Origin of the sequence: Rhizobium sp. BK313, assembly GCF_014193655.1 — a bacterium.
Lineage (GTDB): Bacteria > Pseudomonadota > Alphaproteobacteria > Rhizobiales > Rhizobiaceae > Rhizobium.
This window is the reverse complement of record NZ_JACHZQ010000001.1, coordinates 1,362,822-1,380,321: the sequence shown is the minus strand read 5'-3', so window position 1 is coordinate 1,380,321 and position 17,500 is coordinate 1,362,822. Positions and strand designations below refer to the sequence as shown.

The 17,500-nt window shown below is 58.8% G+C and carries 19 protein-coding genes and 1 tRNA gene; 12 read left to right on the top strand and 8 right to left on the bottom strand.

The genetic code is table 11. From position 1 onward, the window contains the following. The first annotated feature begins 393 nt into the window (after positions 1-393). From FHT86_RS06525 to FHT86_RS06510, 4 genes are all read left to right on the top strand, one after another. Positions 394-999, top strand: coding sequence for a transglutaminase-like cysteine peptidase (locus tag FHT86_RS06525; protein ID WP_133706059.1), 606 nt, complete (start codon positions 394-396; stop codon positions 997-999). A 441-nt stretch (positions 1,000-1,440) separates the two neighbouring features. After that, positions 1,441-2,211, top strand: a complete 771-nt coding sequence (locus FHT86_RS06520; RefSeq protein WP_133706058.1) for a hypothetical protein — start codon at positions 1,441-1,443, stop codon at positions 2,209-2,211. A 118-nt stretch (positions 2,212-2,329) separates the two neighbouring features. Continuing rightward, on the top strand, positions 2,330-3,868 hold the full coding sequence (locus FHT86_RS06515) for a serine hydrolase (protein WP_133706057.1): 1,539 nt from the start codon (positions 2,330-2,332) through the stop codon (positions 3,866-3,868). A gap of 133 nt (positions 3,869-4,001) precedes the next feature. Further along, positions 4,002-4,277 (top strand): hypothetical protein, encoded by a 276-nt coding sequence (locus FHT86_RS06510; protein ID WP_133706056.1) that lies wholly within the window; start codon positions 4,002-4,004, stop codon positions 4,275-4,277. 108 nt (positions 4,278-4,385) lie between these two features. On the opposite strand, the gene FHT86_RS06505 is transcribed toward FHT86_RS06510, so the two are convergent. Both FHT86_RS06505 and FHT86_RS06500 read right to left on the bottom strand, forming a co-directional pair. Continuing rightward, positions 4,386-4,820 (bottom strand): DUF1489 family protein, encoded by a 435-nt coding sequence (locus tag FHT86_RS06505; RefSeq protein ID WP_133706055.1) that lies wholly within the window; start codon positions 4,818-4,820, stop codon positions 4,386-4,388. Between the two features lie 59 nt (positions 4,821-4,879). Next, positions 4,880-6,286 (bottom strand): L-serine ammonia-lyase, encoded by a 1,407-nt coding sequence (locus tag FHT86_RS06500; protein WP_133706054.1) that lies wholly within the window; start codon positions 6,284-6,286, stop codon positions 4,880-4,882. Between the two features lie 199 nt (positions 6,287-6,485). On the opposite strand from FHT86_RS06500, the gene FHT86_RS06495 reads away from it, so the two are divergent. The 3 genes from FHT86_RS06495 to FHT86_RS06485 all read left to right on the top strand — a co-directional run bounded on the left by FHT86_RS06495 (position 6,486) and on the right by FHT86_RS06485 (position 8,736). Next, positions 6,486-7,178: a DUF599 domain-containing protein gene (locus FHT86_RS06495; RefSeq protein ID WP_133706053.1), complete on the top strand. Its 693-nt coding sequence runs from the start codon at positions 6,486-6,488 to the stop codon at positions 7,176-7,178. A gap of 82 nt (positions 7,179-7,260) precedes the next feature. Then, entirely contained in the window at positions 7,261-8,250 is a 990-nt protein-coding gene (locus tag FHT86_RS06490) for a heparan-alpha-glucosaminide N-acetyltransferase (RefSeq protein WP_133706052.1), read from the top strand. Between the two features lie 12 nt (positions 8,251-8,262). Next, the gene (locus FHT86_RS06485; protein ID WP_133706051.1) at positions 8,263-8,736 is read left to right on the top strand and encodes an isoprenylcysteine carboxylmethyltransferase family protein; all 474 of its coding nucleotides are present in this window, start codon (positions 8,263-8,265) and stop codon (positions 8,734-8,736) included. Between the two features lie 40 nt (positions 8,737-8,776). Here the strand turns inward: FHT86_RS06485 and FHT86_RS06480 are convergent, their stop codons facing one another. The 3 genes from FHT86_RS06480 to mgtE form a co-directional block, all read right to left on the bottom strand. Next, positions 8,777-9,229 carry a hypothetical protein gene (locus FHT86_RS06480; RefSeq protein ID WP_133706050.1) on the bottom strand — a complete coding sequence of 151 codons (453 nt, stop codon included), beginning with the start codon at positions 9,227-9,229 and terminating at the stop codon, positions 8,777-8,779. Between the two features lie 111 nt (positions 9,230-9,340). Beyond that, positions 9,341-9,727: a MerR family DNA-binding transcriptional regulator gene (locus tag FHT86_RS06475; RefSeq protein WP_133706049.1), complete on the bottom strand. Its 387-nt coding sequence runs from the start codon at positions 9,725-9,727 to the stop codon at positions 9,341-9,343. 156 nt (positions 9,728-9,883) lie between these two features. Then, on the bottom strand, positions 9,884-11,302 hold the full coding sequence (gene mgtE, locus FHT86_RS06470; protein WP_133706048.1) for a magnesium transporter: 1,419 nt from the start codon (positions 11,300-11,302) through the stop codon (positions 9,884-9,886). 197 nt (positions 11,303-11,499) lie between these two features. On the opposite strand from mgtE, the gene FHT86_RS06465 reads away from it, so the two are divergent. Continuing rightward, a complete protein-coding gene (locus FHT86_RS06465; RefSeq protein ID WP_133706047.1) occupies positions 11,500-11,994 on the top strand; it encodes a peptide deformylase in 495 nt (164 codons plus the stop codon). Between the two features lie 70 nt (positions 11,995-12,064). Here the strand turns inward: FHT86_RS06465 and FHT86_RS06460 are convergent, their stop codons facing one another. Beyond that, a complete protein-coding gene (locus FHT86_RS06460; RefSeq protein ID WP_133706046.1) occupies positions 12,065-12,586 on the bottom strand; it encodes a hypothetical protein in 522 nt (173 codons plus the stop codon). 650 nt (positions 12,587-13,236) lie between these two features. On the opposite strand from FHT86_RS06460, the gene FHT86_RS06455 reads away from it, so the two are divergent. After that, positions 13,237-13,575: a cupin domain-containing protein gene (locus FHT86_RS06455; RefSeq protein WP_133706045.1), complete on the top strand. Its 339-nt coding sequence runs from the start codon at positions 13,237-13,239 to the stop codon at positions 13,573-13,575. A gap of 290 nt (positions 13,576-13,865) precedes the next feature. Beyond that, positions 13,866-14,546 carry a peroxiredoxin-like family protein gene (locus tag FHT86_RS06450; protein ID WP_133706044.1) on the top strand — a complete coding sequence of 227 codons (681 nt, stop codon included), beginning with the start codon at positions 13,866-13,868 and terminating at the stop codon, positions 14,544-14,546. 290 nt (positions 14,547-14,836) lie between these two features. On the opposite strand, the gene FHT86_RS06445 is transcribed toward FHT86_RS06450, so the two are convergent. Continuing rightward, a tRNA-Leu gene (locus FHT86_RS06445) sits at positions 14,837-14,921 on the bottom strand. Between the two features lie 243 nt (positions 14,922-15,164). Here FHT86_RS06445 and lipB point away from each other — a divergent pair. After that, positions 15,165-15,881: a lipoyl(octanoyl) transferase LipB gene (gene lipB, locus FHT86_RS06440; protein ID WP_133706043.1), complete on the top strand. Its 717-nt coding sequence runs from the start codon at positions 15,165-15,167 to the stop codon at positions 15,879-15,881. Here lipB and FHT86_RS06435 read toward each other — a convergent pair. Then, positions 15,878-16,300 (bottom strand): helix-turn-helix domain-containing protein, encoded by a 423-nt coding sequence (locus tag FHT86_RS06435; protein WP_133706042.1) that lies wholly within the window; start codon positions 16,298-16,300, stop codon positions 15,878-15,880. The genes lipB and FHT86_RS06435 overlap by 4 nt on opposite strands. Positions 16,301-16,535: 235 nt before the next feature. Here FHT86_RS06435 and FHT86_RS06430 point away from each other — a divergent pair, with 235 nt between their 5' ends. Next, the gene (locus tag FHT86_RS06430; RefSeq protein WP_133706041.1) at positions 16,536-17,471 is read left to right on the top strand and encodes a DMT family transporter; all 936 of its coding nucleotides are present in this window, start codon (positions 16,536-16,538) and stop codon (positions 17,469-17,471) included. Positions 17,472-17,500 lie beyond the last annotated feature (29 nt).

Here is a 17,500-nt window from a genome sequence, read left to right as displayed (position 1 = left end):
AAAAAATCAAATTTTTTTTGAGCGCGCCTTTTCCCAAAATGGCACAGCGTGAGGGAATCTCCGGCGTCCGTGAGGTTCCGACGACGTGCTGAGACGAAGCGACCGTACCATTTCGGCGCTGCTACCGGCAAACGGTGTGCCTCACCTATTTCTGCGGTCGAAGACAAAATCAATTGAAAACAATGGGATACGAGGAAGTCAAACGCGGCAACTCGCGTGGAAAAACATTCAAATTTTAGTCGAATTCCTCGAAAGTTTGATTCAAGTTTTGCTCTTATTTTATGACAATTCAATCCGCATTTGAATCAACTAAGTCCTTAATTTGACTGCGTAATTTTGCGTCGGATAAAAGCCTGCATGTCATTCTGATCCCAATAAAACAGGGACACGGACATGGGCTTTCAATTTCTTATTCGCGGCTATGCCGCAATGGCTCTTTTCACCTTCGGCTGTCTTGGCTTCGCTCATGCGACGCCGGCCAATATGACGCTCACCGGCGATGCGGCTCCGCCGATCGGTCATTATGAGTTCTGCAAGGAGAATCCCAAGGAATGCGCCTATGCCGGTGGCGATGCTGGTCCCGCCATTCTCTCCGAAGATCGCTGGAAGACCATCCTGAAGATCAACTATACGGTCAATACGACGATCAAGCCGATGACCGACATGGATCTTTATGGTGTCGAAGAGAAATGGGCGATCCCGACCACTGCTGGCGACTGTGAGGATTTTGCTCTGCTGAAGCGCAAGGAGCTGATCGACGCCGGCTTTTCTCCCTCCGATCTGCTGATGACCGTCGTGCTGCAGCCGAACGGCGAAGGCCATGCCGTGTTGACGGTACGCACCGATCGCGGCGACTTCATTCTCGACAACATGCGCAACAAAGTGAAGCTCTGGTCGGATACCGAATACACTTTCCTAAAGCGTCAGTCCGCTGACGATCCGGCCCGCTGGGTCAAGATACAGGATGGCCGCGCTGTTGCAGTCGGCAGCTTGAAATAAGTCACCTCTCCACCACGCGATCGCCGGTGACCTAGCACCGGCGGTCTGGGTCAAAGGCCCGGTCTGTCCCCGCATTTCTGTCCTGACCGGCGCCTCGGAGCCGTTCCCGCTGTCCCGGGAACGGCTCTTTTCGTTTCCAAACTTCGCCTAGAGCAATTTCAGGAAAACTGCGCAGCAGCTTTCGTGCGGAACTGCCAAAAAAACAAGAAGATGGAGCGAGAATGCGATTCTGTGAAAAGCTGAACCGCCTTGACCCGAAATCTGCCCCGATTTTCAGAAAGGTATATGCGCCAATAAATATGCACACCGATGCATTCTTAACGACTCGTTAACCATCGTGGCGGCAATCATTCCAAAACGAGACTCAACAGGGGTCTTGAGCCGCGGCGGATGCCTCATCGACGATGGTTTCCAAGGCGGAATGGAACCGAAGGCAAGAGCATGAACCCTCCTCTGTCGTCTGCCTCCACGATCGACGAACAGCCGCTGATCTCGAGCGGCGTCGTTTACCGTCTCACGGCAGGCGTTGCCGTGCTTGCGGCCCTCACCGTCGCTATCACCATTGGCGGCCGCTGGCTCGGCGAAAAGATTTCGCTGGCTGGCCACACCGCCGAAGTGAGGCCGATCACTGTGACGATCGGCGAGGATACGTTGCGTCTTGGCGCCAATACCATCCGCTTCCCGAGCGAACGGGTAAACGGCGTCGCTGAACGCGTCGATCTCTATCTCACCTGGCCGCAGATGCAGGGCTATAGCGATGCCGACCGCTTACGGTTCGACGATATTTCGCAGTCCTCCTCACTAATCTTCCTCCAACTCAGCCAGAGCACTATGTCGCGCGACATGTCCGGACGGCTGGAGCCGATCTATTCGCATCTGATGGACGGTGAAGCCTTCGCCGGTCCGCATGGGCTGACGGCACATCGTCTGCGGGCTGACGCCGGCTATCGCGGCGAGGTGCTTCTCACCGCGCCGCGCGTCGGCGAGCCGGATTATGTCGTGCGCTGCATTTTGCCCTCCTCGCCGGATCAGGCGACCAGCGGCGACTGCCAGAGGGATATCAGGGTCGGCAAGGATCTCAGTGTGCTCTATCGCTTTTCCAGTAATCAGCTTGGCGACTGGCAGACGATGGATGCTGCTGTCCGGAGTTTCGTCAGGACCCGCCTCCTCGATACGCCCGACGCCGGCAGCATCTCTGTAAGTGATGACTAGAATGACGCGGAAACTTGAAACCAACTGTTCATCATAAACCGATTGGTAACGCTAAGCCCTTACTCTAGAAACCCAACGGGCGTTCATGGAGGCGGCGGCCGGATAATCGAGAACGTAAATGCAAGCAGAGAGTGAAGTAGTGTCCAGATCAATTTTCTCCGCATCCTCACCACACTCCGGTAAATTTCTGGCGAGGGTGCTGTTTGGTTTTGCAATCGCGACGGCGACGGTGACGGTTACGGTCGATGCATCGAATGCAGCCGGCGGCTCGAAATATGCGGGCATCGTTATTGACGCGAACACAGGCAATGTTCTCTACAGCGAAAATGCGGATACGCTTCACTATCCCGCTTCGCTTACCAAGATGATGACGCTCTATCTGACGTTCGAGGCGCTCGAGGCCGGTCGGATCACACTCGATACTCCCGTCGTCTTTTCGCGGAACGCTGCCTCACAGGCCCCGACGAAGCTCGGCATCGGGACGGGCCGGTCGGTTACCGTCCGGGAGGCAATCCTTGGCATCGTCACCAAATCCGCCAATGATGCGGCTATGGCGCTCGGCGAAATGCTCGGCGGCTCGGAAGACGATTTCGCCCGCATGATGAACAACAAAGCGCGCGCTCTCGGCATGACGCGCACGACCTATCGCAATCCGAACGGCCTTCCGAATACCGCGCAGATGACGACGGCGCGCGACCAGGCCCGTCTGGGCGTTGCGCTGCGTGAGCACTTTCCGCAATATTATGGCTTCTTCTCCCAAACGAGCTTTCGTCTCGGCAACAGGGTGATCCCGGGTCACAACCATCTGCTGGGCTCGGTCCGGGGTGTTGACGGCATCAAGACAGGTTATACCCGCGCTGCCGGTTACAATCTCGCGACTTCGGTAAAGGTCGACGGTCGGTCGATCGTCGGTGTCGTGCTCGGCGGCGCCTCGACGCCCGCCCGCGACAACCAGATGCGCAAGCTGATCGCCGCTTACCTGCCGCAGGCGTCCACGAAGCACATTGCCTCCAACGTGGTCGCCCAGACAGCGGCGGAAGCACCCAATATCCAGGCGGCAAGCGCCCGTATGGCAGCTGCCGGCAGCGCGAAGATGAGCAATGACGAGACCGCCGAGGCCGACGACGACCAGCAGCCGTCGAGCGCTGCGGCTTTCGCGGCGATAACGCCGAAGTCGAGCAATCCGCTGCTTTCGACGAAGCAAAGGCAACGTGTCGCAGCCGATGAAGTCGCCTCCATCGAGCCGACGTCTGCGCCGGCGGATGATAGCGATACGGAGGAGGTCGACACCGTCACGACGGCCTCGACTTCCAAGTCCGATACCAAGGTCATCAAGACCCAGAAGATTGAGAAGGCAGAAAAGACCGAGAAGGTCGAAAAGCCTGAGAAGATTGCGAAGGCGAGCAAAGTTGAGAGCGGCCCGACCGGCTGGGTCGTCCAGATCGGCATTTCTTCCAGCAAGGACGGCGCCACCGATCTGTTAGACACGGCCAAGGGCAAAGGCGGCAAGGCATTGCGCTCGGCCAAAGCTTACACGCTTGCCTTTGACGGCGGCTATCGCGCCCGCTTCGGCGGCTTCGAGGATCAGAATGCGGCGGTCAATGCCTGCAAGGCTCTCAAGAAGGCCGGCGTGAAGTGCTGGGCGAGCTTGGAATAAGGATGTGGCCACGGTTTTCCGCGGCGCATCCTCTTGAGATTTACCGGATTTTGCATGGCAACATTCGGTTTTTCCGGCCACAGATGTTTATGGGGCCGGCCCTGAGTTTGTAATGTGTTACGGGGATGTGAAAATGGCGATGAACGAGAACTTTCCAGGTTTCTCGCTCGATGGCGGGGGAAAGATGAAACCGAAGAGCTTTGCTCTTCATCCGCTGCATGAGGCAGCGATGCGGTTGGCCGATCTCGGTCTTAGCCGTTCGCGTTCGCGCAACAAGACGAAAGACCTTATCGCCATCCTGCTCTGCCACGGTGCCCGCGCCTGGCGATATTCTCAGCCGGAAGCCCACATCCACCTGCACATCACTGCGCCAAGCGGCCAAGCGCCGGTGCTGATGCGGCTGCGCTGAAGCCATGCCAGGGAAAGCGCGAAGCGCTTTTCCGTCCGAATTGCAAAAAGCAAAAAGATGAGCGGTTCTCAGACGCCGTGAAAAGCTGAACCGCTCCCGGCGGCCGCCCTACAACAATCCGAGTTCCGAAAGCTCCCGCCTCAAATCTGCGGGCAGTTCGGCGACGCCGCCAAGGCTGTCGAGGTCACGCGGCACATCCTCTTGCGGTAAGTATCGCCAGCCTTGGAAGGCCCGGCGCGGTTGGCCGGCGGTCTCGACGACGCTTGGGTCGAGGATGAGCCGACAACGGTGGATGCCGTCGACATCGGTGAAGGTCTCGATATCGAGCAGTTTCTGCCGCGCCTGCACCTGCCCTTTGATCACCCAATAGAGCGAGCCGCCGTCCAGCAGCTCCTCCATGCGCTTCGGCACCATCCGGGTGGTATGGGTGGTGTGCGGCTCCAAACCGGCAGCGATGGCGCTCATCGCCCGTTCGGAAACCCATTCGCGCAGGTCCTCAAGCGAGTCAGCGCCCACGCACAATTTGATGAGATGCAAAGCCATGACGCCGTTGAAATCCTTTTGGCGGGTAGCGTCAAGCTTTTAGAATCAAGCTTCCACACTCAACACTCGACCACATTCACTGCGAGGCCGCCGGTAGAGGTTTCCTTGTATTTCTCGCTCATGTCGTAGCCGGTCTGACGCATGGTTTCGATGCAGGCGTCGAGGGGCACGAAATGCTGACCATCGCCTTTGATGGCGAGCGACGCTGCCGTCACCGCCTTGACGGCGCCGAGCGCATTGCGCTCGATACACGGCACCTGCACGAGGCCGGCGACCGGGTCGCAGGTCATGCCGAGATGGTGTTCCAGCGCGATCTCGGCGGCGTTTTCGATCTGCTCCGGCGTCGCACCCATTACGGCGGCAAGCCCCGCAGCCGCCATCGCGGCCGCCGAGCCCACCTCGCCCTGACAGCCGACTTCGGCGCCGGAGATCGAGGCATTGTGCTTGATGATGCCGCCCACCGCAGCCGCGGTCAGCAGATAGTTGCGGATGCCGTCCTGGTCCCAATCCTCGTGGAAATGCTGGTAGTAACGGATCGTCGCCGGAATGACACCGGCAGCGCCATTGGTCGGCGCGGTGACAACGCGCCCACCCGCGGCATTTTCTTCGTTGACGGCCATTGCGTAGACGCTCAGCCAATCATTGGCGAGCAGCGGATTGATGCGGTTGCTGCGCCATTCCTCCTGCAGCTTGTCATGGATCGCCCGCGCCCGGCGGCGCACCTTCAGGCCGCCCGGCATGATGCCTTCGACCTTCAAGCCGCGGTCGATGCAGCTATTCATGGCCGCCCAGATGCGGTCGAGCCCGGCGTCGAGCTCTTCGCTGCCCATGCGCGTCTCTTCATTGGCACGCTTCATTTGCGCGATCGAGAGGCCGGAGCGTTCGGCCATCTCCAGCATCTGCTTGGCGGTCGCGAAGGGGAACGGAATGCGCTCGCCCGACGCGGCTTTCTTCTTGTCGGAGCGCATCTGTTCGAGCTCGGTGTCGGTGACGACGAAGCCGCCGCCGACGGAATAGTAGATTCGCTTGACGAGCAGGCGTTCGTCCTTGTCGAAGGCGGAAAAGCTCATACCGTTGGCATGGCCCGGCAGCGGCACCTTCTTGTCGAAGATCAGGTCGGTCTTCGGCTGGAATTGATAGGCCGGATGGCCCGGCGGCGTGATGCGGCCGCTGCGCTCGACCTCGTCGATGACGGCATCCATCCGGTCGGGATCGACGTGGTCCGGGCGCTCGCCCATCAAGCCGAGAACAACCGCCCTGCCCGTGCCGTGGCCGATGCCGGTATGGGCGAGGGAGCCGTGCAGGCTGACCTTGATCGAAGCGACATGCACGTTCGATGACGGCCGTGGCCACTCGTTCGAAAGCACGAGGTCCAGGAAACGATTGGCGGCCGACATCGGACCCATCGTGTGTGAACTGGAAGGCCCCACGCCGATCTTGAAAACATCGAAAACTGAAAGAAACATGGACCTTTGGTGCCTCCTCGGCAAATCGTGCAACGGCAAGGCTACGCTATCAAGGCAACCCTTCACGGCGATCGACCGACATCGGATTTCATGCCTGCGACATTACATGTAGGCACGAAGCGGCGCAAACATAAGGCCATTGCGCCCGAATGGGCGTACGCTACAGTCGGCGGCAGATGGACTTGGAGAATCTGCCTTCATGACGACCGCCGACTATGTCGCCCTCGCCCTCTTCGTTCTCCTCTGGGTCGCGCTCAACTGGATCACCGGCAGCGCCCGATTCTTCAACCGCACCAGCCTGACGCTGGCCATGAACGAGCGCCGGCGTGAATGGATCTACAACTCGCTCCGCCGCGACCTGAAGATGATCGACACGCAGATTCTTTCGGGTCTGCAGAACGGCACCGGTTTCTTCGCCTCTACGTCAATCTTCGCCATTGGCAGTTGCTTCGCCTTGCTCGGCGCCACCGACAAGGTCAATGCCTTCTTCTCCGACTTGCCCTTCATCCTCAACGGCGGCCGCGCCGCCTTCGAGATCAAGGTGGCGGGGCTTGCCTGCCTGTTCGGTTACGCCTTCTTCAAATTCGGCTGGGCCTATCGGCTGTTCAACTATTGCACCATCCTCTTCGGCTCATTGCCAATGCGGGAGGATGCAGAACTCGACCCCTTGCGAGCGGAACGCGCCGCCGAGCGCGTCATCCGCATGAACGTTATCGCCGCGCGCAATTTCAACGCTGGGTTAAGGGCCATCTTCCTCTCGATCGGCTATCTCGGTTGGTTCCTGAGCCCTTACGTATTCATGGTCACGACGATGTTCATCATCATCGTTCTGGTCCGCCGACAGTTTTTTTCCGATGCCCGTCTGGCCATCATGGATATCGATGTGCCATGACATCGCGGCGCCTGCTCCAGTGAGCCCCTACTCCAGTGAGCCTGTGCAGACGATCTGAATTCATGCCTGGAAGGACCTGCCGATGGCCGTTATCGCCGAGAGCACCGATGCGCCGCAGAAATTGCCCCGCATCGGCATCCTGGACACGGCCCGCGGCATCGCGCTTCTGGCGATGGCGAGCTATCATTGCACCTGGGATTTCGAGTTCTTCGGCTATCTCGATTCAGGTACGGCCGAGACGGGCTGGCTGAAAATCTATGCTCGCGCCATTGCCAGCACCTTCCTTTTTCTCGCCGGCTTTAGCCTCGTGCTTGCCAACACTCCCGAGATCCGCTGGCGATCCTATTTCAAACGCCTCGGCATGATCGTTGCCGCCGCTGCGGCGATCTCCATCGTTACCTTCATCGGCATGCGCGACGAGTGGATCTTCTTCGGCATCCTGCACAGCATCGCCGCCGCCAGCATCATCGGTCTGCTCTTCCTGCGCCTGCCTGCTTTCGCGACCCTGCTGATAGCCGTTCTGCTGGCGGCCGGCATTGTTGTCGATAATGTCATCGCGCCGTTTTCGCTGCATTCCGCCGTCTTCGATGCGCCCTGGCTCTGGTGGGTCGGCTTGTCCGAGAACCTGCCGCGTTCGAACGACTACGTGCCGGTCTTTCCCTGGCTGACGCCATTCCTGTTCGGGCTCGGCATGGCGCAACTGGCGACCTCTTTCGGATGGCTTCGGCCATTGGCAAAGCTCGGTTCCGGCCGGAACCTGATTGCCCGCGCCGGCCGTCATAGCCTGATCTTCTACCTCGTCCACCAGCCGCTGCTCTTCGGTCTCGTCTATCTTCTTTCGCTGGTCGTGCCGGCACCGCCACCCGATCCGACGCTCAGCTACATGAGGCAGTGCCAAGCCTCGTGCATACGGTCCGGCAGCGAATCCATGTGCCGGAGCTTCTGCCAGTGCACGCTTGATAAATTGCAGGCGCAAAACCTCTTTTCACCCCTCGAATCCGGGGCAATCAAAGCAGATAGCGATGAACGAATAAACCGAATCGCATTACAATGCTCGGAGCAAGCGCAATGACAGGGTTATTCTATGAATGCCTATCGTTCCAAGTCGCTGAGTTTCCCATGGCCGCCTTTAGTTTATAGTCTTGCAGTTATAACGGCGCTCTACCTGAAACAGGACTATCCTGTGTACTTGCCCCATCTTTGGGCCATCATTGCCTGGGCCATCGGCGCTCTTTTGACCATTGTTGCGGTCACGCTGAACGTCTGGGCGGTGAAGACATTGCTTGATAGCCGCACGACTGTGCTGACACAGCGTTGCACGGCGCATCTGGTCACCAAAGGGCCATTCCGCTTTACCCGCAATCCGACGTACCTTGGCTATACGCTGCTGATGGCGGGTCTTGGTTTGATGATCGGCAATGTCTGGTTCGTCGCCATGGCGGCGGTGGCGGCGGCGCTGACCACACTGCTGGTCATTCGCTGCGAGGAGATGCATCTGCTCTCCCGCTTCGGCTGCGAATTCGAGTTTTACTGCAGGCGTACGCGGCGCTGGATTTGAAAATCTCGTAGAAATGTATATTTGCGGGAACCTGCCTACACTATCTGATCAGCAGTAATCGGCCGACTTGTGTTCCTTGCCGCAAGACAAGGGAATTTGCTCCATCACCGTAGTCGATGACGAGATCGAATTCGTAGTCCCTACCGGATCTATGTCCGTCCGCCAGACGTGCTGCTTGGAGGCCGTTGCGGAAGGAGCATGGAAGGTGCCTGCAGCTTATGGTGATTATGTCTTCATCGTGCGAACTGGCATTCGCGTCGGAATAAAAAGTCATCGATACGTCGATTTCCGGATCCTTATCGGCGACAAGAGTGCAAACGTAGTCCTTCACGTGGCATGTGACGTCCCCGACGATGGGATCTTTGGCATCCATCAGAAGCGCGAACTGCACTGGAACGTCGATGTTATCGCTATCCGCAGCCCGCGCGCCACCGACGTTGATAAGGATGGCCGCAAGGAATGCTGCGGACATTGTGCCTAGTTTGACTGCCATCCACCGAACTCCGCCACGCCGACTATTTCCGCGAAACGCGTGGACTCCTACGAAGCATTCGCGCTGTAATTATGGCTGGAAAGGTAAGAAATCGATACCTCGTGGTAAAACTCAGGTACCCACGCCGATTTCCGCCAGGCGGCCGAGGCAGGCTTCCTCGACATTATCGAGTTCGGTCAGCGTGTCTTCGATATCCTTGCGCTTCTGTCGGAGTTCCTCGCGCTTTTCGTCGACGCGCTTCATCAGGAGTTTCAACTGGCCGATCTCGCCCGGCGGTTCCTTGTAGACCTGGATGATCTCGCGGATTTCGGCGATGGTAAAGCCGATGCGGCGGCCGCGCAGGATTTCCTGGATCAGGCGACGGTCGGCTGGTCGGAACAGACGCGTGCGGCCCCTGCGTTCCGGTTGGATAAGACCTTCGTCCTCGTAGAAACGCAGTGTCCGTGTGGAAACCCCGAATTCCCGCGTCAGCTCCGTTATGCTATAATATCTGTCCAACAATAGTCCGCCCTTATCTCGCAGCGCCTATCATATTGACTTTTACGTAATAGTCAATTTCTGCGGGGCGGCGACAAGCTTCCGCATTTTGGTCAAGAATGCACTAAATTCAAAAGGCTAGAGCGGCTTTTGTGCGTTCACATGAACGGGCGACCCCTAATGAATGGCGAACCACCAGGTCGCCAGCCCCAGGAACGAGAAATATCCCGTACAATCCGTGACCGTGGTGACGAACGCCGACGAGGCGATGGCCGGGTCAGCACCGAATCGGTGCAGCACCAGCGGTAGAAGAATGCCGCCAAGGGCGGCCGCGACGAGATTGATGATCATCGCCGCGGCAATGACGATGCCGAGCTGGAAATCGTGGAACCAGACGGTGGCGATCGCGCCCATGATGATGGCGAAGAGAATACCATTGAGGAAGCCGACGCTCGCTTCCCTGCGGATGACGCGGAAGGCGTTGTAGATGTCAAGGTCTCCGGTGGCGAGCGCGCGTACGGTGACCGTCATTGTCTGCGTGCCAGCATTGCCGCCCATCGAAGCGACGATCGGCATCAGTACGGCAAGCGCAACCATTTTCTCAATCGCGCCGTCGAAGACGTTGATAATGCTAGAGGCCAGGATGGCCGTGATCAGATTGATCGCCAACCAGACAAAGCGTGAGCGCACTGTCGAGGTGACATTGTCGGACAGCTCCTCGTCGCCGACGCCGCCGAGGCGCTTGATGTCCTCGTCCGCCTCTTCATGGATGACGTCGACCACGTCATCGATGGTGAGCACGCCGACGAGCCGTTCGTTTTCGTCGACGACGGCGGCGGACAGCAGGTCGTATTGTTCGAACACCTGTGCGGCCTCTTCCTGGTCCATCACGGCCGGGATCGGGTGCGATGTCTCGCGCATGATGCTCTCGACCTTCGTCTGCCGCTTGGTGCGCAGGATGCGGTCGAGGTCGACGCTGCCGAGCAGCTTGAAGGTCGGGTCGATGACGAAGATCTGGGTGAAGGCTTCCGGGAGCTCTTCTTCTTCGCGCATGTAGTCGATCGTCTGGCCGACCGTCCAGAATGGCGGAACGGCGACGAATTCGGTCTGCATGCGGCGGCCGGCTGACCGTTCCGGGTAATCGAGGGCGCGTCGCAGGCGCACGCGCTCGGTGAATGGCAGTTGCGACAGAATCTCGTCGCGGTCTTCCTGGTCGAGGTCTTCAAGAATGTAGACGGCGTCGTCCGAATCGAGCTCGCCAATGGCCGCAGCGATCTGGTCATTCGGCAACTGATCGACGATCTCCATACGGATCGCCTCGTCCACCTGCGTCAGCGCCGTCATGTCGAAGTCGTCGCCGAGCAATTGCACCAGTGCCAAACGTTGATCTGGAGGCAGCGATTCCAGGAGGTCGCCGAGTTCGGATTCGTGCAGCCGGACGACATTCTGCTGCAGGAATGGAATATCGCGCCGTTCGATCGCGTCGCTGACTTCGGTCAGGAAATCGGAGCGGACGACGCCGTCCTCGTCGTAGATATCGGGATGGGTCTCCGCGGAGGCCTTGCGAACGCGCTCGTCTTCGTCGGTCGTCGTCATTTGCCGCCTCGCTTCCTGCGTCTGCTCATGGAAATTTGGGAGTCCAACTTGGAGAATGACGGCAAAAAGATCATTGTCAACAATTGGATAGACGGAAATGCTGACATTTTATGTCGTGTCTGTAAGACGGTGGCGTCAGCCTCGTCTTGCCCCTATCCTTAGGCAGCGAACATGTTGTCCCAGTAGCAGAGAGAGCCGTGTCAGTCCGCCCCATCATCCGTTTCCCAGCGCCGCTGTTGAAAAGAGTATGCACTCCCGTAACCGCCTTCGACGACGGCTTGCGAGGGCTTGCCATCGATCTCTTGGATACCATGCGCGCCGCTCCCGGTGTCGGAATCACTGCCGCCCATATCGGCGTACTTCAGCGCGTGACCGTGATCGAACTCAGCCGTGAAGACGGCGTACGCACCTATGTCAATCCGGAGATCATCTGGTCGTCCGAGGAAACGATGCGGCATATGGAGGGGAGCGTCTCCATGCCCGGTTTCACGGACGAGATCGTCAGGCCGAAAGCGATCCGCTTCCGCTACCAAGACATTGAGGGTGAAGTGCATGAGGCGGAGGCCGAAGGCTTTCTTGCCGTCTGCATCCAGCACGAGGTCGACCAGCTCGACGGCTTGTTCTGGCTGCAGCGTCTATCTAAATTGAAGCGCGACCGGCTGGTGAAGAAATGGGAAAAGGCCAAGGCCTGATCTGGCGTCCGCACATAAAAATGCGGGCGCCTCTGGGGCGCCCGTCTGTTTGTCTGCATGAAGCGGCGGATCAGCCCTTCAGTTTGGTGTTGCAGAGGCTGTAATAGCCGCCGCCCTTCTGGATCCACTTCAGGCCGTTGAGGCTGTTCTTGGCCTTGTTGTCGTTATAGGCGTCGACACAAGTGTGGAAACGGCCTTTGCCGGGCGTTTCGCTCGAATATTTGGAATCGATGGCCTTCGGGAAGGTCACGCCGGCCGGTGCGGCGGTCGTTGCCTTCGGCGGTTCCTTGGCCGGCGGGTTGGCGGCATCAGGTTCATCGGTATTGGCCTTGGCAGCCGCCGTCGTCTTGGTAGTGGTCTTTGCCGGCGCAGTCGTCGTCGGCGCGGTGGTGGTAGCGCTCGCATCGGCAGCGCACTGCGAAGCGCGGAAATCATTCCACGTCTGGCCGTTCAGGGTACCGGCCGTCTTGGCCGCCTGATACTTTGTGCTGCACTCTTTCATGGTGAGCGCAGAAGCCGGCGATGAGAGGGCCATCGAGCCCACAACTGCAAGAGACGCAAAAGACATCAACAGGATGGCACGACTAGTCATTGGCAAATCCTCCGCTCTATGACGAATGTCGAAACTATTAATCATCCCCGCCCCTTCGATTGTCAATTGACGCACGAGTCGCGAGCGATCAACGACACCATATGGGGAAGAACATGAACGGCAACTGTACGGAAATAACTATCAAAGGAAGCGTTTTGCTCTGAGATACAACTTTGAAAGGAAATGGTAGCTACGATCACCAGATAGCAAAAAACCCGCCGACGCGGGTTGTTGGTGCGGTCGAGAAGACTAGCAAAACTCGCGAAAGCGCTGGATTTCCGGGGGCAATGTGACCCACGACGGTGTTCCCGCGTTTTAGCCCCAAGGTTGCGACACCTTCACGCGTTCCATGAGCGCCTCGATCTGCCGGGCCGGTCACCCGTCGCCCAAGTATCCACCGCCATCGCCAATGGCCACAGGCAGAGCAACGTCGATGAACTCTTACCTTGGAACTATCCGGTCTTCTGTAGCAGTGCAACCAATGACCGCTGTGGGCCCTAAGCGGACCTTTGTTAGATCTAAAGCACATGCTAGCTAGTGGCGACGATTTCACCGCCGGAGATCAGGGCCATGTCTGAGAGCCGCATCCGCAACCTCGCACCCCCAGCACCAGCTATGAAGGCCAGATCAAGCCGGAGCGTTTCGCCGGTATGGTCGAGTTGAGGTTGGCCAAATCGCTCTCGCTGACGCAGTTCGGCGTCAACTACGTGCGGCTTGAACCGGGAGCGTGGTCGTCACTCCGACACTGGCATACGGTTGAGGACGAATTCATATACATGCTCGAAGGCACCCTGACATTACTCGATGATAATGGTCCTCATGAGCTAACCGCTGGCATGTTCGCCGCTTTTCCCGCAGGCGAGCGCAATGGCCATCACATCCAGAACCGCTCCGACCAGCCGGGCATCTTCCTGGCTGTTGGCTCACGCAGACCAGGCGAAGAAACGATCCACTACCCCGACGAGCACTTCGGACCAATCCAGAAATAGGGTCTCGTTAGTCCATCGCGCGTGGAACGATCTCAGGACAGCCGCAATGACTGCAAATGGCGCATTCCGGAAGTGAACGACCTTCCATCCGTTCCCCCTTGCGGGCTTTTGGGCCTCCACCAGCCGGAGAGGCAAGATGCGGGGGCAGCTTTGACACCGGTCGGAGCGGGGAGCAGCGTGCCTAGCCACTTTCGGCGATCTCAACATCGAGCGGTGGGCCTTCTTGCGACAAGTGATATAGTTAAATTTCGCTCGTTTCACCTTAGACGATACGAGAAAGGAATTATTTCATGGGAGACCAGAAGCGCCCGCTGCAACCTGGAGAAACCGCGCCCGCGTTCGCACTAGCCACGGCCAACTTCGACGGAACGGTCTCTTTCGCCGACTTGAGCGGTCGCCCGTTCTTGATCGGCTTTTTTCGCGGGCTGCACTGCCCGTTCTGCCGGCGTCAGGTAGAACAGCTTGCCGGCGTACAGCCTACTCTGCGCGCCGCCGGGGTGGAGACCGTGGCCGTTATCAACACGCCGGCGGAACGCGCCCGCCTGTATTTTCGCCACCGTCCGACGCCAGTAACGCTACTATGCGATCCGGACTGCCACACGCATCGGGCCTACGGTGTGCCGCATGCCGAGTTCCTGCCCGATGGGAGCAGCGAGCAGCCCGAATGGCCCTACACCGCAACGATGGCGCAGTTCCAGGCGGCACGCATCAACCCCACGGGCGAGTTGCCGGAACCGCTACACCCGATGGAAGCCAACACGATACTCAACGCCAAGGACCGCTTCGAGCTTGATGAAGCCGACAATGCTATCTTCGCGAACCACGCTACCCAACTCGTCGGGCACTTCCTGGTCGATGCGAACGGCACCATCGGCTGGGCGCAAATTGAGTCGCTGGACGGACCGAACAGCCTCTCTATCTTCCCGACTGCAGCGGAGATCATCGCCGCCGCGGGCGACCTTGGACGCTAACCTGCAGCGAACCGTCTGCCAGCGTTGCTGCACGATGTCGAATGAGGGCGACGAGACGTATTGATCCGGCGATGACAGCTCTTGGCGCATGGTTGCCATAGCACTCCACGTTTAGTGTCATTTGATTTCGATTACCCGTAATTGTCCGCCAAGGTGTGGGCGGCCGGTTACGATCGTCTCCAGCATTCCTGAATAATGCATGCCGTTGAACAGAAGTGATGGTTCTGACGTGGGGCACGCGAAGACTTAAGTTTTTGTTTGAAAACAAAAAACCCGCCGAAGCGGGTTGTTGGTGCGGTCGAGAAGACTCGAACTTCCACGGGTTGCCCCACAGCGACCTCAACGCTGCGCGTCTACCAATTCCGCCACGACCGCATCGTGGTAGGGCCGGATTGCTCCGGCGCGGCTGCATGTAGCAAAAGCATTCGGGGGGCACAAGAGCGATATGTCAGATTTTTTAACATTCGCGCACAGCTCCCTTGAACGCGCCTTTGGATTCACGGCATCGATCTCGTAGATGTTTGAATTCCTGTCCAAATGGCTCCATATGTTGATAACCTGTCGGCGCGCCAAATTTCTAAGAGAGCTGTCTGCCGAGCAGGCGCAAAGGACTGGCTGATGCTACGCACTGATCTCCAACACCAAATGTTTCCGCTTGCCGGCTCGCCGCCTGTGCGTTGGCGCATTGCCGATGGTCTCGTGCCCTATGATGAGGCAGTGGCGACCATGGAGGCGGAGGTGGCCGCGATCGCCGAAGGTCAAGCGCCGGAGCTCGTCTGGCTGGTCGAGCATCCCCCCTTATATACGGCAGGCACGAGCGCCAATACGGCCGATCTCATCGAACCCGATCGTTTCCCGGTCTTCGCCACCGGGCGCGGTGGTGAATATACCTATCACGGCCCCGGCCAGCGCGTTGCCTACGTCATGCTGGATCTGAAGCGCCGGCGTCAGGATATCCGCGCCTTCGTGGCCGCGTTGGAAGAAGTCATCATCCGGACCCTCGATTCGATGAATGTCCGCGGCGAGCGGCGCGAAGACCGCGTAGGAGTGTGGGTGCGCCGTCCGGAAAGACCGTTGCTGCCGGATGGGACCATGGCCGAAGACAAGATCGCCGCCCTTGGCATCCGCGTGCGCAAATGGGTGACGTTTCACGGCCTGTCGCTGAACGTCGATCCCGATCTCGGCCATTTTTCGGGCATCGTGCCCTGCGGAATTTCCGCCTATGGCGTCACCAGCCTTGTCGATCTCGGCCTGCCGGTGATGATGGCGGATGTGGATATCCGCCTGCGCGAGGCTTTCGAGCAGGTATTCGGCGAAACCGCCAACGAGGTTTAGTGCGCGACGTCCTTGCTGACATTGCGCAGCCGGATCTGATGGTCGAGCCTTTCGATCTGCCGCGTTGTCGTCTCGATCAGACGGCCGATTTCCTGGTGGGCGGAGCGAAGGCGCGAAAGTTCGATCCTAACGGCTTCCAGCGCCCGTTCGTCACTGTCCTCACCCGGCCCATCGCCCGAGCCGGTCATCAGCCAAGCCGGTGAAACGCCGAACATGGCGGCCATTTTGACCAGAATGGATGGTTGCGGTTCCGAACGGTCCGATTCCCAGGCGATCATCGTCTCCTGCCCCACGCCCAATTGGCTTGCCAGCGATTCGAGGCTGATGCCGGCGGCGTCGCGGGCCATGGAAAGGCGTCCACCCAGGGTATCGTCGCCTTCATCCGAAAAAACGGTCGTCTCATGTTCCGTCTTCAACATCGGTGCGATCCTTATTTTGGTCGCGCCCGTGAAATTCAGAGTGAAATTCAGAGCGGCGCGCTTATTTTTTAGCGGATTTTCCATGCAGACATAGGTCTAGGGGCGTCATGTCGCCATCGCGATCTGGCCAAATTGGCAAAGTCCGGCGTTTTGCGCTAAATGGTGTGATGAATTGGCAACGGTACGCTGATACCACGCCTTGATCGGACATGATTCCTGTGTTTGATGGCCCGTCATGTCCGATGTCGCCGCCACTCCCACCCATCAGAATTCTCTGCAAGGCATGGCCATCATGGCCAGCGCCATGATCGTGCTGCCGGTGATGGATGCGATCGCCAAATACATGGCGACTTTCGAGGCGATGTCACCAGGCCAGGTGACCTTTTACCGGTTCTTTTTCCAGCTCGTCTGCACCCTGCCGCTGCTTTTCGTCGTCTTCGGCTGGGCAGCGCTTTCGGCCAAGCGACCGTGGGTGAACCTTTTGCGCGGCGCGTTGCACGGCGCGGCAAGCCTGCTGTTCTTCGTGGCGGTCAAATATATGCCGCTTGCCGATGTCTTCGCGATCTACTTCGTCGAACCCTTCATGCTGGCAGCCCTCTCGGCGCTGTTCCTCGGCGACAAGGTCGGCTGGCGGCGCTGGCTGGCGATCGTTGTTGGCTTCGGCGGCGCGATGATCGTCATTCAGCCGAGTTTCGAGATTTTCGGCTGGAAGGCCCTGCTGCCGGTCGCCTGCGCCTTTCTTTATGCGCTTTATCTCTTCATGAACCGCGCCGTCGGCGAGGCGGATTCGCCCTTGACCATGCAGACGATGGCCGGCATTGGCGGTACGGTCTTCATGGCGGGTGCGCTCTGGGTGGGGGCATCGGCTGGCGTTGCCGATTTTGCGCCGTCCCTGCCCGCCTCCTGGCTCGGTCTGGTGCTGCTGCTGATTCTCGGCTCGATCTCCGGCTATGCACATTTGCTGGTCGTCCGCGCCTTTCGGCTGGCGCCGCTGTCGCTGCTGGCCCCCTTTCAATATTTCGAGATCATCTCGGCAACCATTCTGGGCTATGCACTGTTCGGCGACTTTCCAAATGTTTCCAAATGGATCGGCATCCTGATCATCGTCGGATCGGGCCTCTTCATCATCTGGCGTGAGCGTGTTCAGTCGCGATCGATGAAATCGGTTTGAATACGCTGATCTTCCGCATGGACCGCCGG

Coding starts and splice junctions, on each gene's coding strand:
- mgtE (WP_133706048.1), bottom strand. CDS start 11,302: ATGACGACGACCGACGAAGACGAGCGCGTTCGCAAGGCCTCCGCGGAG.
- FHT86_RS06485 (WP_133706051.1), top strand. CDS start 8,263: ATGAATGCCTATCGTTCCAAGTCGCTGAGTTTCCCATGGCCGCCTTTA.
- FHT86_RS06435 (WP_133706042.1), bottom strand. CDS start 16,300: ATGTTGAAGACGGAACATGAGACGACCGTTTTTTCGGATGAAGGCGAC.
- FHT86_RS06450 (WP_133706044.1), top strand. CDS start 13,866: ATGGGAGACCAGAAGCGCCCGCTGCAACCTGGAGAAACCGCGCCCGCG.
- FHT86_RS06525 (WP_133706059.1), top strand. CDS start 394: ATGGGCTTTCAATTTCTTATTCGCGGCTATGCCGCAATGGCTCTTTTC.
- FHT86_RS06460 (WP_133706046.1), bottom strand. CDS start 12,586: ATGACTAGTCGTGCCATCCTGTTGATGTCTTTTGCGTCTCTTGCAGTT.
- FHT86_RS06505 (WP_133706055.1), bottom strand. CDS start 4,820: ATGGCTTTGCATCTCATCAAATTGTGCGTGGGCGCTGACTCGCTTGAG.
- FHT86_RS06480 (WP_133706050.1), bottom strand. CDS start 9,229: ATGGCAGTCAAACTAGGCACAATGTCCGCAGCATTCCTTGCGGCCATC.
- FHT86_RS06515 (WP_133706057.1), top strand. CDS start 2,330: ATGCAAGCAGAGAGTGAAGTAGTGTCCAGATCAATTTTCTCCGCATCC.
- FHT86_RS06500 (WP_133706054.1), bottom strand. CDS start 6,286: ATGTTTCTTTCAGTTTTCGATGTTTTCAAGATCGGCGTGGGGCCTTCC.
- FHT86_RS06520 (WP_133706058.1), top strand. CDS start 1,441: ATGAACCCTCCTCTGTCGTCTGCCTCCACGATCGACGAACAGCCGCTG.
- FHT86_RS06495 (WP_133706053.1), top strand. CDS start 6,486: ATGACGACCGCCGACTATGTCGCCCTCGCCCTCTTCGTTCTCCTCTGG.
- FHT86_RS06510 (WP_133706056.1), top strand. CDS start 4,002: ATGGCGATGAACGAGAACTTTCCAGGTTTCTCGCTCGATGGCGGGGGA.
- FHT86_RS06430 (WP_133706041.1), top strand. CDS start 16,536: ATGTCCGATGTCGCCGCCACTCCCACCCATCAGAATTCTCTGCAAGGC.
- FHT86_RS06490 (WP_133706052.1), top strand. CDS start 7,261: ATGGCCGTTATCGCCGAGAGCACCGATGCGCCGCAGAAATTGCCCCGC.
- lipB (WP_133706043.1), top strand. CDS start 15,165: ATGCTACGCACTGATCTCCAACACCAAATGTTTCCGCTTGCCGGCTCG.
- FHT86_RS06455 (WP_133706045.1), top strand. CDS start 13,237: ATGGTCGAGTTGAGGTTGGCCAAATCGCTCTCGCTGACGCAGTTCGGC.